11 protein-coding genes and 1 tRNA gene are annotated in these 13783 nt (G+C 70.7%); 9 read left to right on the top strand and 3 right to left on the bottom strand.

Going from position 1 to position 13783, the window contains the following annotated elements; all coding sequences use genetic code 11:
- The first annotated feature begins 333 nt into the window (after positions 1-333).
- Entirely contained in the window at positions 334-2535 is a 2202-nt protein-coding gene (locus OG422_RS16935) for a transglycosylase domain-containing protein (protein ID WP_405743575.1), read from the top strand.
- 86 nt (positions 2536-2621) lie between these two features.
- On the opposite strand, the gene OG422_RS16930 is transcribed toward OG422_RS16935, so the two are convergent.
- Positions 2622-3086 (bottom strand): GatB/YqeY domain-containing protein, encoded by a 465-nt coding sequence (locus tag OG422_RS16930; protein ID WP_143939747.1) that lies wholly within the window; start codon positions 3084-3086, stop codon positions 2622-2624.
- A 176-nt stretch (positions 3087-3262) separates the two neighbouring features.
- Here OG422_RS16930 and OG422_RS16925 point away from each other — a divergent pair, with 176 nt between their 5' ends.
- The 6 genes from OG422_RS16925 to OG422_RS16900 all read left to right on the top strand — a co-directional run bounded on the left by OG422_RS16925 (position 3263) and on the right by OG422_RS16900 (position 10752).
- Entirely contained in the window at positions 3263-4189 is a 927-nt protein-coding gene (locus tag OG422_RS16925) for a metallophosphoesterase (protein ID WP_143939748.1), read from the top strand.
- Positions 4190-4296: 107 nt separating this feature from the next.
- Positions 4297-4370: transfer RNA gene (locus tag OG422_RS16920), tRNA-Pro, on the top strand.
- Between the two features lie 622 nt (positions 4371-4992).
- Positions 4993-6384 carry a sensor histidine kinase gene (locus OG422_RS16915; protein ID WP_405747833.1) on the top strand — a complete coding sequence of 464 codons (1392 nt, stop codon included), beginning with the start codon at positions 4993-4995 and terminating at the stop codon, positions 6382-6384.
- On the top strand, positions 6381-7058 hold the full coding sequence (locus tag OG422_RS16910) for a response regulator (protein WP_405743574.1): 678 nt from the start codon (positions 6381-6383) through the stop codon (positions 7056-7058). The genes OG422_RS16915 and OG422_RS16910 overlap by 4 nt, the downstream gene beginning before the upstream one ends.
- A gap of 304 nt (positions 7059-7362) precedes the next feature.
- Complete coding sequence (locus OG422_RS16905) at positions 7363-8142, top strand: ABC transporter ATP-binding protein (protein WP_405743573.1); 780 nt, start codon at positions 7363-7365, stop codon at positions 8140-8142.
- Positions 8143-8190: 48 nt separating this feature from the next.
- The gene (locus OG422_RS16900; protein WP_405743572.1) at positions 8191-10752 is read left to right on the top strand and encodes an ABC transporter permease; all 2562 of its coding nucleotides are present in this window, start codon (positions 8191-8193) and stop codon (positions 10750-10752) included.
- 104 nt (positions 10753-10856) lie between these two features.
- Here OG422_RS16900 and OG422_RS16895 read toward each other — a convergent pair whose 3' ends face one another.
- A complete protein-coding gene (locus OG422_RS16895) occupies positions 10857-11516 on the bottom strand; it encodes an ATP-binding protein (RefSeq protein WP_405743571.1) in 660 nt (219 codons plus the stop codon).
- Positions 11517-11754: 238 nt separating this feature from the next.
- Here OG422_RS16895 and OG422_RS16890 point away from each other — a divergent pair, with 238 nt between their 5' ends.
- Complete coding sequence (locus tag OG422_RS16890; RefSeq protein WP_405743570.1) at positions 11755-12603, top strand: helix-turn-helix domain-containing protein; 849 nt, start codon at positions 11755-11757, stop codon at positions 12601-12603.
- Positions 12604-12617: 14 nt separating this feature from the next.
- Positions 12618-12809, top strand: coding sequence for a hypothetical protein (locus OG422_RS16885; protein ID WP_143939753.1), 192 nt, complete (start codon positions 12618-12620; stop codon positions 12807-12809).
- Between the two features lie 88 nt (positions 12810-12897).
- Here the strand turns inward: OG422_RS16885 and OG422_RS16880 are convergent, their stop codons facing one another.
- Positions 12898-13776, bottom strand: a complete 879-nt coding sequence (locus OG422_RS16880) for a geranyl diphosphate 2-C-methyltransferase (RefSeq protein WP_405743569.1) — start codon at positions 13774-13776, stop codon at positions 12898-12900.
- Between the last annotated feature and the right edge of the window lie 7 nt (positions 13777-13783).

Here is a 13783-nt window from a genome sequence, read left to right as displayed (position 1 = left end):
GCCAGTTGAGGACGTTACGGAAGGCAGGCAGGGCGCAACACCCCCTTCGGGCCCAATCTTGAATGGTCCTAACGGACTATGCGTACGCGGCAGATCACCCAACGGAGTGAGCGAGCGGCATACGTCGCTTTTCTCGCATCACGGGGCAGGTCGCCGGGTGCAAACCGGAATTCCGGTGATACGAGCGGATGTTCGGGACACGGCTCCGTGCACGGACGGGCGGAAGGGGGAGGACGGGCACGCCGGGACGGAAAGCTCCGCTGTGACAGATGTGAAACAGCGTAGGCGAACAGTTGCGCCCCTGTCCGGCGATTGAGAACGTAGGGTGCCCTCATGGGTAAGAAGCGCGACGGCGGGGGTCTGAGCAAGACCCAGCAGGCCGCGAAATTCCTGGGTGTCAGCGTGCTGGCCGGAGCCGTTCTCGCGGGTCTCGCCCTTCCCGCCGCCGGAGCACTGGGCCTCACGGCCAAGGGCACCGTCGAAGGGTTCGACGAGATTCCCTCGGACCTCAAGGCGCCACCGCTGAGCGAGCGAACCATCGTCCAGGACGCCGACGGCGCCGAGATCGCGAAGATCTACTCCCGGGACCGCACGGTCGTGGACCTCAAGGACATGTCTCCGTACGTCCAGAAGGCGCTCGTAGCGATCGAGGACGCGCGCTTCTACGAGCACGGCGCGGTCGACATGAAGGGCATCCTGCGCGCGGTCAACAGGAACGCGCAGTCCGGCGGCGTCTCCGAGGGCGCCTCGACGCTCACGCAGCAGTACGTGAAGAACGTCTTCATCGAGGAAGCCGGGAACGACCCCGACAAGGTCGCGCAGGCCACGCAGCAGACCATCGGCCGCAAGATCAAGGAACTGAAGTACGCGATCCAGGTGGAGCAGGAGCTCGGCAAGCGCAAGATCCTGCAGAACTACCTCAACATCACCTTCTTCGGACAGCAGGCGTACGGCGTCGAGGCCGCCAGCCAGCGGTACTTCAGCAAGTCCGCCAAGGACCTCAGCCTCGGCGAATCGGCCCTGCTCGCCGGTCTCGTCCAGTCCCCGACGCGCTACGACCCGCTCAACAACCGCGACGAGGCCACCCGCCGCCGTAACACCGTGCTCCAGCGGATGGCCGACCTGAAGGACATCACGCAGGCGCAGGCCGACGAGGCGGCGAAGCAGCCGATCAAGCTGACCGTCAGCCGTCCCAAGAACGGCTGCATCACCGCGACCGACGGCGCCGGTTTCTTCTGCGACTACGTCCGCAACGTCTTCCTGAACGACAAGACGTTCGGCAAGACCGCCAAGGCGCGCGCGAAGCGGTGGAACCAGGGCGGCCTGACCATCCGCACCACCCTGGACCCGCAGACGCAGAAGGCCGTCCAGGCGTCGATAGGCGGTCATGTCCACAGCGACGACCAGGTCGCGAGCGCCGCGACGATCGTGGAGCCCGGCACCGGCAAGATCCTCGGCATGGGCCAGTCCCGCCCCTACGGGTTCGGCAACCACGAGACGGTGATGAACCTCTCCGTCAACCACGACATGGGCGGCGGCGCCGGGTACCAGCCCGGTTCGACGTTCAAGCCGCTGGTCGCCGCCGCCGCGCTGGACCAGGGCATGAGCCCGTACCAGGAGTACTCCTCGCCGTACCGGATGCAGTATCCGAGCCCGGTGCAGACCTGCGACGGCGAATGGCAGGGCCACGACTCGACGCAGAACGAGAACAAGTCGGAGGTCGGCCCATACGCCATGAAGGAGGCGACCGCGAAGTCGGTCAACACCTACTTCGTGCAGATGATCAGCGACATGGGCATCTGCCCGGCGGTCAAGATGATCGAGAAAATGGGCATCGAGCGCGCCGACGGCAAGCCGATCCAGGAAGTGCCGTCGATGACGCTCGGCGTCCAGGAGATGTCGCCGCTGACCATGGCCACGGCGTACGCCGCCTTCGCCAACGACGGCACCTACTGCACGCCCGTCGCCATCGCCTCGATCACCGACGCGGCCGGGAAGCCGATGGCCGTCCCGCAGACGGATTGCCAGCGGGCGATGTCCGACAACACCGCCAAGACGATAAACGCCCTGCTCAAGGGCGTGGTCGAGGACGGTACGGGTAAGGAGGCCGGTCTCAGCGGCCGCGACAGCGCGGGTAAGACCGGCACCAGCGACAGCCGCTACGCCGCCTGGTTCGTGGGCTACACCCCGAACATGGCCGGTGCCGTGTGGGTCGGCGACCCGATGCACAAGCGGAAGATGTTCAACATCACCATCGGCGGCACCTTCCACGAGAAGGTCTACGGCGCCGACACTCCCGGCCCCATCTGGCGGGACGCGATGTCCGGCGCCCTCGCCGGGCGTCCGGCGCCGTCCCTGCCGACGGTCCAGATCGACGACGCCGGCGACGGCCAGCCGGCGGACGACGACAAGGGCAAGGGGAAGGGGAAGGGGAAGGGCGGCAAGGGCAAGCCCGGGAAGCCCGGCGGCGGCCACGGCAACCGGCCCGGCGGCGGCTGGCACCTCCCCGACATACTGGGCCGCCTCCAGCACTGAGGCCACACCGCGAGCACGCCGAAGGGGCGCCTTCCCACCAGGGAGGGCGCCCCTTCGTGTGCAGGCGACCGGCGTCTTCCGGCCTCTTACTCCGCCAGCAGCTTCTTGACGACCGCGGCGACCCGGCCGCCGTCGGCCCGGCCCGCCACCTTCGGGTTGACGATCTTCATGACGGCGCCCATGGCGCGCGGCCCCTCGGCGCCGCCGCCCACGGCCTCCGCCACCGCGGCCGCCACCAGGCTCTCCAGCTCCTCGTCGGACAGCTGCTTGGGGAGGTAGTCGGCGAGGATCTCGCCCTCGGCGCGCTCGCGCTCCGCCGACTCGGCACGGCCGCCCTTGTCGAACGCCTCCGCGGCCTCGCGGCGCTTCTTCGCCTCCCGCCCGATGATCTTCTCGACCTCACCGTCGGACAGCTCGCGCGCCTCGGTGCCCGCGACCTCCTCCTTGTGGATGGCGGTCAGCGTGAGCCGGAGGGTGGCGGAGCGCAGCTCGTCGCGCGCCTTGATCGCGGCGGTGAGGTCGTCCTGCAGTGTGGACTTGAGCGTGGTCATGCCGTCGAGTATGCCCGCCCCCACCGACAACCGCCGCGCCTTTTCCCCGGCCCGCGGCCCCCTGTCACCCCCATGATCAGCCGGAATGCCGCACGGCACCGGACCGCCGCCCCCTCTGCCGCACCGCTGCTCCCGCACCGCCGCTCCCGGGACCGGCACTCTGCGACGATGGAGCCATGCGCGCGCGATACGGAGTTCCCCTGTCCCTGACCGCAGTCGGCGCGGCCGGCCTGGCCTACGCCGCCGGCTTCGAGGTCCGCTCGTTCCGCCTGCGGCGCGTCACCGTGCCCGTACTGCCCCGCGGCATGCGGCCGTTGCGCGTCCTGCAGGTCTCCGACATCCACATGGTCGGCGGCCAGCGCAAGAAGCAGCGCTGGCTGCAGTCGCTGGCCGGGCTGCGCCCCGACTTCGTGATCAACACCGGGGACAACCTCTCCGACCCCGAGGGCGTCCCCGAGACCCTCGACGCCCTCGGCCCTCTGATGGAGTTCCCCGGCGCCTACGTCTTCGGCTCCAACGACTACTACGGCCCCAAGCTGCGCAACCCGGCCCGCTATCTGATCGAGAAGGTCCAGGGCCACCACGGCCTCAACGGCAACGCGCCCGCCGTCGGCGTCGTCCACAACCCGTGGGAGGAGCTGCGCGACGCGTTCGACGCGGCCGGGTGGGTCGGCCTGTCCAACACCCGCGGCCGCCTCAAGCTGGAGGGCATCGAGATCGCCCTGACCGGCCTGGACGACCCGCACATCAAGCGCGACCGCTACGCCGAGGTGGCCGGCGGCCCCGAGTCCGGCGCCGATCTCTCCCTGGCCGTCGTCCACGCGCCGTATCTGCGCTCCCTGGACGCCTTCACCGCCGACGGCTACCCGCTGGTCCTTGCCGGGCACACCCACGGCGGCCAGCTCTGCATCCCCTTCTACGGGGCACTGGTCACCAACTGCGATCTCGACACCAACCGCGTGAAGGGCCTGTCCACCCACACCACCGACGGCCGGACGTCCTTCCTCCACGTCTCCGCCGGTTGCGGCACCAACCGCTACACCCCGGTCCGCTTCGCCTGTCCGCCCGAGGCCACCCTCCTCACCCTCACCGCCAAGGAGTGACCTCTCGCGGGGCGCCTGACGAACCCCAGGTGAGGCGCCCCGCACCGGTCTCCCGGAACCGGATTTCGCCTCTGGGGATCAGTCCGCTAAAGTAGAGCTCGTTGCTTCGGGGTGTAGCGCAGCTTGGCAGCGCGCTTCGTTCGGGACGAAGAGGTCGTGGGTTCAAATCCCGCCACCCCGACTGAAGGAACACAGATCAGGGGCCTGATCCGCGAAAGCGGGTCGGGCCCCTGAGTGGTTGTGGGGCCATGGGGGCCGAGTTCGGAATCTGACTCCCGGGCAGCTCCCGTTCCTCCCCACTGCGGCGTCCGCACAATGAAGCCGCCGGGCACGGACGCGAGTGAAGTGCGCCACAGCCCGAGCCGGCAACGACGTCACTCCGGCTCCGGGGCCCGATCGGGGCGACGCCCTCACCGGACCCGACCAGCGCGGCACGCGCTGGGCTCTGCCGAAAGGCAGAGTCCGGGTCCGACTTGAGGTCCACGCCCGCGCGCCCGTGGCGACCAATACTGGATGGCGTGCCCCTCATCAGCCGTTTCCGTCGTTCCGCCCGCCCCGCGCCGGACGCCCCGGCGCGTCCGGGCGGAGGTGGCCGGCACGTCGTGGAAACGGCCGGTGCGGCCCTCGCCGCCGTGTGCCTGTTCGCGGTCGCCCAGCGGTTGTGGCATCTGCCGCACGCCGTTTTCCAGCTGTGCGTGGTCGCGGTCGCCGTGCCGCTCTTCCCGCTGAGGCGGCGCCGGCCCGGGGCCGTGCTCCTGGTCCTCGCCGTCCTTGCCGGGGCGGCGCCCGTTGTCGGCCCGGTGATGGCGGCCACCGCGTACACGGTGGCGCTCGACACGGTCCGGCCGCGCCACCGGGTCCGGCTGCTGGGCGGCGCGAGCCTGCTGATCATGGCATCCGCGACCGCGACCGGCCCCTCGCGCGGCCCCGGCTCGGCCGCTTACGGCTTGGAGCTCGGGTTGCTTCTGGCAGTGACCGCCGTGGTCGTGCCCGGCCTGGTCGGGACGGTGTACGGGCAGCAGGCCCGTTTGCTGCGGGCACTGCGCGAACGCGGCGACGCGGCCGAGCGGGCCCGCCGGTTCGCCGACAGCGAGGCCCGCACCCACGAGCGGTCCCGGATCGCCGCGGAGATGCACGACCTGGTGGGCCACCGGCTCAGTCTCATCTCGCTGCACGCCGGCGGTCTGGAACTCGCCCTCGACCAGGCCGCGCCGGAGTTGCGTGAGGAGGCCGTCCTGGTGCGGCGGACCACCCGGGACGCGATGCGCGAACTGCGGCAGGCGCTCGGGGTCCTCGGCCCGCTCGGCCGGGACACCGGCCCGGACGCGCTCACCGACGCCACCGGTACCCGGAGCGACGTCGAGGCGCTGGTCGCGGAGTCCCGCGACGGCGGCATCGCCGTACGGCTGGAATGGAGTGGCCCCGACCTCGGTGCATGCCCGGCGCGGGTGCGGCGCGCGGTGCACCGGGTGGTGCGGGAGGCCCTGACGAACGTGCACCGGTACGCAACGGCCGCCCATGTCACCGTGCGGATCGAGCAGAACGACCCAACCGTGCGGGTGACGGTCCGCAACGGTGCGTCCCCCGCTTCGCCCGGCACACCCTCCGAGGCGGGGACGGGGCGCGGCCTGACGGGCCTGCGCGAGCGGGTCGAACTGCTAGGCGGCACCTTCGAGGCCGGCGCGCTGCCCTCCGGCGGGTTCCAGGTGGTCGCGACCGTCCCGGCGGAACCGGACGACGCCGTCGCGTGGAAACGGTCCGAGGGCGGCGCGGAGGCTTCCCCGTCGGCCGCGCCCGGCGACGCGGCGGCGCTGTCGCGTGAGCCGCGGACGGCCGGGGCGCTGACGCTCGCCCTCGGGGCGGTGGCGCTGTGGGTGCTGATGGCGCTCGCGATCGGCCTGGTGTACGCCCAGCCGAGGCACGTGGCCCGGCCTGTGGAGCCGCGTCTGGGCATGACCTACCAGGAGTTGACGGGGGTCGTTGACATCCCGGCCGTGCGCGCTGCGGCCACCGGGCACGAACCGCCGCGGCCCGCCGGCACGGTGGGCTGCGTCTACTCGCCGGGAGGGTCAGGCGCCCGGCCCGGTTCCTTCGGCGTCACCCGGTACTGCTTCAACGCTTCACAACGGCTCGTCTCCATCAACCGTTTCACCGTCCCGTCCGTACGGGACACCCCACCCTGGGAGACCCCATGACCGAGCCCGCCCGGCCGATCCGTGTCCTGCTCGCCGACGACGAGGCGATGATCCGGCACGGGGTGCGGTTGATCCTGCGGCACGCCGACGGCATCGACGTGGTCGCCGAAGCCGCAGACGGGTACCGGGCGGTCGAGGAGGCCGACGCGCATCACCCGGATGTGGCGCTGGTCGACATCCGGATGCCCGGGTGCGATGGGCTGGCCGCGATCCGGCCGCTGCTTGCGCTCGTTCCGGCGCCGCGCGTGGTGATGTTGACGACCTTCGGTGACGAGGAGAACGTGCTGCGGGCGCTGCGGGACGGCGCCTCGGGGTTCTTGCTGAAGGACGAGGGGCCGCAGGAGCTGATCAGCGCGGTCAGGGCAGCGGCGGCTGGTGACGCGGTGCTCTCCCCCGGGGTCACCGGGGCGGTGATCGCCCGGATGCTGGGCGGCGGCCTCTCCGGCGCCGACGGCGCGGCCCCGCGGGACGAGCGGATCGCCCGGCTGACCGGGCGGGAGCGGGAGGTGCTGGCGATGCTGGGCGAGGGGTTGTCGAACCAGGACATCGCGGAACGGCTGGCCATCGGCATCGGCACGGTGAAGACGCATGTGGGGGCGATCCTGGAGAAGACCGGATCGACGAGCCGGGTGCAGGCGGCCCTCCTGGCGCATCGCGTGGGCCTGCGTCCCTGACCCCGGACCCTTCCGCGTGCCCGCGTGAGGGACGCATGCGGTGGACCGGGTACGTCGTCCACCTCCCCGGAGCACCAGCCGTGCTGCCCGTTGCAGGTCCGGGCAGCGCCGAGGGTCCGGCCAAAGGCAGAGAGGGGTCGGTGAAGGTCTGCCGAAGGGCAGGGACGGGCGGCTCGTCCCTGCCCTTCGGCAGACCGCAACTACCGCCTCCGGGGCGATGTTTGTGCAGGTGAGGGCCGTGAGGATGGGAATGCCCCTCCGGCCCGCGGCGCTCGCGGGCCGTCGTTCCCCCGCCGGAGTACTCATGTCGCAGACGTTCGTTCCCTCCGCTCCCCTCGCCACCGAACCGGCCGCCCGGGCCACGGGCCTGACCAAGGTGTACGGGAAGGGCGAGACCCAGGTCACCGCATTGGACTCGGTGTCCGTGGAGTTCGCGCGGGCGCGGTTCACCGCGGTCATGGGCCCGTCCGGTTCCGGCAAGTCGACGCTGATGCACTGCATGGCGGGCCTTGATCCGGTCACCTCGGGTTCGGCGCAGATCGGCGGTGTCGAACTGGCCCGCCTGAATGACCGTCGCCTCACCGCGCTGCGGCGGGAGAAGGTCGGCTTCGTCTTCCAGGGCTTCAACCTGCTGCCCACCTTGACCGCGCTGGAGAACATGACGCTGCCGCTGCGCCTCGCCGGCCGGCAGCCCGACGCCGCATGGCTGGACACCGTCGTCGCCACCGTGGGGCTGGCCGGGCGCCTTGCGCACCGTCCGGCCCAGCTCTCCGGCGGCCAACAGCAGCGCGTCGCCGTCGCCCGCGCCCTGGTGTCCCGTCCGGAGATCGTGTTCGCCGACGAGCCGACCGGCAACCTCGACTCCCGTTCCGGCGCGGAGGTGCTGGGCTTCCTGCGCGACTCGGTGCGGGAACTGGGCCAGACCGTGGTGATGGTGACCCACGACCCGGTCGCCGCCGCCCACGCCGACCGCGTGGTCTTCCTCGCCGACGGCCGGCTCATGGACGAGTTGCACGCCCCGACCGCCGACGCCGTGCTCGACCGGATGCTCGCGTTCGAGTCCCAGGGCCGCCGCACCCGCTGACCACCCTCACCAGCCCGCCGTTCCCTCCCACACTGTCGAAAGCCCGCCATGCTGCGAACTGCCCTGCGCAACGTTCTCGCGCACAAGACCCGTCTGATCATGACCGTGCTCGCGGTCTGCCTCGGCGTCGCGTTCATCTCCGGCTCCCTGGTCTTCGCCGACTCCACCACCGCCGCCTACCGCGCCGCCATGTCCAGGAACTACGCGGACATCGACGTGAGCGTGGGTCCGAAATCCGTTCCGGGCGCCTCCGCCGACGAGCAGTACGGGGCCCTGGACGACGCCCTGGTACGCAAGCTGTCCGCCGTTCCCGGCGTCGCCTCCGTCCGCCCGACGGCGGGCGGTTCGGTCACCCTGGCCGCCAAGGACGGCACACCGATGCGGGCCGACACCATGGGGGGCAAGCTCGGCGTCGCCTACGTTCCCGGTTCCGACGGCCAGGACAGCCGCTACCCGCTCACGTCGGGCCGCGCCCCCCGCGACGGCGGTGAGGTCGCGCTGGACCGCGGGACCGCGGCGGCCGCCGGCTACTCCCTCGGCGACACCGTGACGCTCGCCACGGAGGGGCCGGTCCTCACCATGCGCCTGGTGGGCCTGGTGTCCACCACGGACAGCCGGGTGAACGCCGGCGGCACCCTGACGGTGTTCGACAAGGCCACCGCCCAGAAGCTGTTCGCCGCCCCGGGGCACTACAGCGGGATGGACCTGACCGCCGCGCCGGGCACCGACCAGTTCGAGCTGGCCAACCGGGTCGGTGCCGTGCTGCCGGCCGACCGGGCCGAGGCCACCACCGCCACCGCCCAGGCCGATCAGCAGTCCGTCTTCATCGCAGGCAAGACCAAGAGCTTCGAACGCCTTCCGCTGCTCTTCGCCGTGGTCTCGCTGTTCATCGGCACGTTCCTCATCGTCAACACCTTCACCATGCTCGTGGCACACCGTTCCCGCGAGATCGCGCTGCTCCGGGCGATCGGCGCCACCCGCCGCCAGGTGGTCCGCTCGGTCCTCGCCGAGGCGGCGCTGGTCGGTCTTGCCGCGTCCGCGCTCGGCTTCGTGCTGGGTCTGGGGGTGGCCACGGTGCTGCCGAACGTGCTGGACACGTCCGGCGATCTGCTGCCCAGCGGGCCGCTGGTGATCGGCCCGGCCGCGATCCTCGCCTCGCTCGCCGTGGGGGTCGGCGTCACCGTGCTCGCCGCCTGGCTGCCGTCACGCCGCGCGGCGCGGATCGCGCCCATCGAGGCGATGCGCACGGCCGAGCAGCCGCCGTCCGCCACGCTCTCCCGCATCCGCGGCGCGGTCGGCCTGGCCATGGTCGTTCTGGGCGTAGGTCTGCTGCTTTCGCTGAGCGACGCGACGAGCGCCACCGACGACAATCTGCGGACCGCGATGTTCGGGTGCGGCATCCTCGTGACCGGCCTGATCGTGCTGGCCCCGCTGCTCGCCGGTCCGGTGATCCGCCTGATCGGCCGGCTCACCACCCGCTTCGGCGTCGTGGGCGACCTCGCCCGCGAGAACACCCTGCGCGATCCGCGCCGTACCGCCGCCACCGCCGTCGCCCTGATGATCAGTACGGCGCTGGTCTCCGGTCTCGCCGTCATCAACCAGTCCACGAGCGAGGCCCTGGACTCCCAGGCCGCCGCCGGGCTGAGCGCCGACTACGTCATCAGCACCCGCAACACCACCACCGCCATCGACCCCGCCGCCGTCCAGCGGGTCGCCGACGTGCCGGGTGTGCGGACCGCCTCCGCCGTGGCGGACTCCACCCTCTCCGCCGGCCCCCTCGTCAAGACGGTCTCCGGGGTTGACCCGAAGACCGTGGACGACGTGCTGAAGCTCCACTTCCTGAGCGGCTCCGTCAAGGGCCTCGGCCCCGGCAAGCTCGCCGTCTCCCACAGCTTCGCCCGCGACCACCACGTCACCACCGGCGAGCAGATCAAGGTGAGCATCGGCCCCGGCGACCGCGACGAGCCCTACACCGTCGTCGGTGTCTACCAGGACAACCCCACCGCTCAGGACGTCCTGGGCTACCGCGCCGATGTGCAGATCCACGGCTACCTGCGCGACTCCGTGCAGCGCATCCTGGTCCGCACCACCGACGGCACGGTCTCCCACGACCTGGAGAAGCGCCTGCGCGCCGCCGTGAGCGACAGCCCGCTGCTGAAGGTCCAAAACCGCGCCCAGCTCGTCCAGGAGCAGGCCGGCGTCGCCGGGGACCTGATGACCCTGATGTTCGGACTGCTCGCCATCGGCGTACTGATCTCCGCGCTCGGCATGGTCAACACCCTTGCCATGTCGGTCTCGGAGCGCACCCGCGAGATCGGCGTCCTGCGCGCCATCGGCATGGACCGCTCCGGCATCCGCGCCATGATCCGCCTGGAGGCCGTCTGCGTCGCCGCCTTCGGCACCCTGCTCGGAATGGCCGGCGGACTCTTCGGGGCGTGGAAGGTCAGCGGACTGGCCAACGGCGCGATCCCGCAGTACTCCTTCTCCCTCCCCTGGGGCACCCTCGCCCTCGTGGTCCTGCTCTCCCTCGCCGTCGGCGCGGTCGCCGCCGCCCTGCCCGCCCGACGGGCCGCCGCACTCAGCCCGCTGGAAGCAGTCGCGCAGGCGTAGGGAAGCGGTGGCCTGCACCCCGCCGTCCCCGGCCCGCGAGCGCCCGGATTCACCTCCGGGCGCCACGGCGTCGAGGGCGGCGGCGCAGGGGTTGCCGGGTACGGTCAGGCGGCCCGCTCAGGGGCGGCGTCCGGCGTCGCAGGAGGCTGCGGGGCGTGCACGAGCGTGGCCCAGGTGCACACGCCCGCGGCAGGTGGCTGCGCTGCGGCGAATCCCCACCCGCCGCGATGACTCTCCGACAGTTCACGAACCGCCGTGAGCGAGACCTTTCGCCTCTCGACGCACTGACCGGCGAGCCGCGGGTGGAAGTGCGGGGCATGCGTGTCGTGCGCCATCGCCTGAAGGACGCCGTCGGTTCGGCGGAGTACGAGATGCACCATCTCCCCCGCCCCGGTGAAACGGCAGGCGTGGAGGGTGAGTTCGTGAACGAGCGCCAGCGTCGGCTCGATCAGCTCGTCCTCGACTCCGTGCACGTCGAGAATGGTCTCCGCCGCTTCCTGCGCGACCACCGGAGTTGCGGCGGCCGAGGGAAGCGTCAGCCCGTAGACGAAACGAGCGGCGGACGGCTCCCCGAGGTCCGGCGGCGGTGGCGGGCACTGGGTCACGCCCGATGCGGCCTGGAGGGCGAACGGTGCGCCGAGAACATGGACGGGGAGGCCGGACCGCGCCCCGCCTCCGACCAGTTCACGGCCCCAGCCGCCCACAGCTTCACGGCAGGCGGCCAGGGTGGGGCTGAGGGCAGGGGTGGGCACGCTTTCGGACATGACGACTCCGCTCGGTGGTGTCGGCGTGGGGACGTGACACGTCGATCGCGACGCGGCGTGGCTTGTCGGGCAGGCTCGCGCGATGCCCTTCTCGTTCGCCTTGCGTGAGCGTCGCGTGACTTACGGTAGGACATACGTGGTGGCATTTACCACCTCGTTGAAGAAATTTGCCCCTCACCGTCTGGCCGGTCGCACCCCCAGGCGTGTCGGCCGCGCACCAACCCAGGAGAATCACCGCATGCCGCCAAGGAGTGTCCCCAGCGAACGCCAGAAACGTCTCGGTGCCGAACTGCGCAGGATGAGGAATGACGCGGGCGAGACCACCGAGTTCGCGGCCCGGCTGCTCGGACTGGACAGAGCGAAGATCTCGAACATCGAGTCCGGCGTCCGCGCCATCACACCGGAGCGGGTTCGCACGCTCGCGACGAACTACGGCTGCAACGATGAGCGATACGTCGAAGCCGTCGTCTCCATGGCCGAACCGCGACCAAAAGACTGGTGGGAGACGTACCGAGGGCAGTTGCCTGCGGGACTGCTCGACATCATCGAACTGGAGTGGCACGCCGCTTCGGTGCGGGCCGGGGCGTTCCTTCATGCCCCCGGCCTGCTTCAGACGGACGGGTACGTCAGGGCCGTGGGCAAAGCCGCTCTGCCACCGCTCTCGGACCATGAGATCGAACTCCGAGTCGCGCTGCGCCTGCAACGGCAGCAGCTGCTCCACCAGTCCGAGCCCATCTCCTACACCGCTTACATCCATGAGGCGGCACTACGGATCGAGTTCGGCGGAATGAAGGTCATGCGGGCCCAGTTGAACCATCTGTGTGAGATGAGCGAACTGAGCCATGTGGAGGTAAGAGTCGTGCCGTTCTCCTCCGGGGCGTTCCCCGGAGCGGGGCAGGCACTCGTCTACGCCGCAGGGATCGTGCCCCAGCTCGACACAGTGCAGCTCGACTCCGCTCATGGGCCGGGGTTCACCCACGCTCCGGCCCAACTCGACAAGTACCGTGCACAACTGGACTGGATGGAAGCCACATCCTTCAGCTCCGGCAAGTCCCGGGACTTCATACTCGCCCTCGCCAAAGCCTGATGGGAGACATCACCGTGCCCGACATCGTTTGGGAAGAACCCTTCTGCGCGGAGAGCTCCAACTGCTTCCGCATCGGCACCGACGCCGACGGCAACGCGTACATAGCGGTCGCAGGGCAGGAGCAGACCTACCTCACGGACACGCACGAAGCCCTGCGCACGCTCATCCGGGACATCAAGGCGGGCAAGGCCGACCACCTGCTGTAGCCGTCCGGGCCGGGACCCGGCAACGGGCCCGGGCCCGTCATCCGACGGACCCGGGCCCGTTGCCCGGATATCGATACTCAGCGGCGCATCACACCCGGTCCGCCGCGATCAGGACGTACTGGAACGAGCCGTCCTCGTACGAGTTGATGAAGGCGTCCTCGATGCCGGTGACGAGGGACGAGGTGGCGCGCAGTTTCCAGTAGGGGAGGGTGGCGGGGGTCAGGTCGATGACGGCCTGGGGGACGAGGCGGTTGTCGGCCATGGCGCGGAGGTATTCGCGGCGGGAGTGGATGTTGCACTCGAAGTGCGCGTTGATCTGGGAGACCCACTTCGAGGGCTGGCCGTAACGCGGGTTCCAGCAGCCGGTGATCGTGACGTAACGGCCGCCGACGCCGAGGATGCGGGAGTGCTCGGCGAAGAGGTCGTGCAGGTCGACGTACATGCTCGACTCGTTGTTCCAGGAGGCGGCGGCCTGCCCGGTCTCGAAGGGGGTGGCGAGCATGTTGCAGACGCGGGCGCGGACGTGGTCCTCGATACCGAGTTCACGGGCACGGTGGTTGGCGAAGTCGGCCTGCTTGGCGGAGAGGGTGACGCCCTCGACCCGGCAGCCGAACCGCTGGTGGGCCATGACCATGGAGCCGCCGCGGCCGCATCCGGCGTCCACGAGGGTGTCGCCGTTCTTGATCGCGCCGAGGTTGTGCAGGAGGACATCGGACTGCGCGGACTCCAGGCGGTGGAGTTCGGCGATCAGCTTCTTCTCGTAGGCACTGTCGGCGGTGTCACCGAGGGCGGCGTGGTCGACGTCGCCGATGCCGTAGTGGTGGTGGTAGAGCCCGTCGACGTCGCCGAGGCGCAGGTTCACGGGCCTGGCCTCCTGGTCCCAGTAGCGGGCGATGTCTCCCTGGTAGGGCGAGGCCGCGCCGGGGATGAACACAGAGGTGCCGGTGGAGAGCTCGGTGCTGGTCACAGAAAAA

It is taken from the genome of Streptomyces sp. NBC_01525, assembly GCF_045040405.1.
Classification (GTDB): domain Bacteria; phylum Actinomycetota; class Actinomycetes; order Streptomycetales; family Streptomycetaceae; genus Streptomyces; species Streptomyces benahoarensis.
Note: the sequence above shows the minus strand (reverse complement) of the source record. Positions and strands in the feature narration are given on the sequence as shown.

Excerpts from the sequence above, each read along its gene's own strand:
- OG422_RS16900 (WP_405743572.1), top strand. The coding sequence starts at position 8,191 with ATGCTGCGAACTGCCCTGCGCAACGTTCTCGCGCACAAGACCCGTCTG.
- OG422_RS16895 (WP_405743571.1), bottom strand. The coding sequence starts at position 11,516 with ATGTCCGAAAGCGTGCCCACCCCTGCCCTCAGCCCCACCCTGGCCGCC.
- OG422_RS16925 (WP_143939748.1), top strand. The coding sequence starts at position 3,263 with ATGCGCGCGCGATACGGAGTTCCCCTGTCCCTGACCGCAGTCGGCGCG.
- OG422_RS16935 (WP_405743575.1), top strand. The coding sequence starts at position 334 with ATGGGTAAGAAGCGCGACGGCGGGGGTCTGAGCAAGACCCAGCAGGCC.
- OG422_RS16905 (WP_405743573.1), top strand. The coding sequence starts at position 7,363 with ATGTCGCAGACGTTCGTTCCCTCCGCTCCCCTCGCCACCGAACCGGCC.
- OG422_RS16890 (WP_405743570.1), top strand. The coding sequence starts at position 11,755 with ATGCCGCCAAGGAGTGTCCCCAGCGAACGCCAGAAACGTCTCGGTGCC.
- OG422_RS16915 (WP_405747833.1), top strand. The coding sequence starts at position 4,993 with ATGGCGGCCACCGCGTACACGGTGGCGCTCGACACGGTCCGGCCGCGC.
- OG422_RS16910 (WP_405743574.1), top strand. The coding sequence starts at position 6,381 with ATGACCGAGCCCGCCCGGCCGATCCGTGTCCTGCTCGCCGACGACGAG.
- OG422_RS16930 (WP_143939747.1), bottom strand. The coding sequence starts at position 3,086 with ATGACCACGCTCAAGTCCACACTGCAGGACGACCTCACCGCCGCGATC.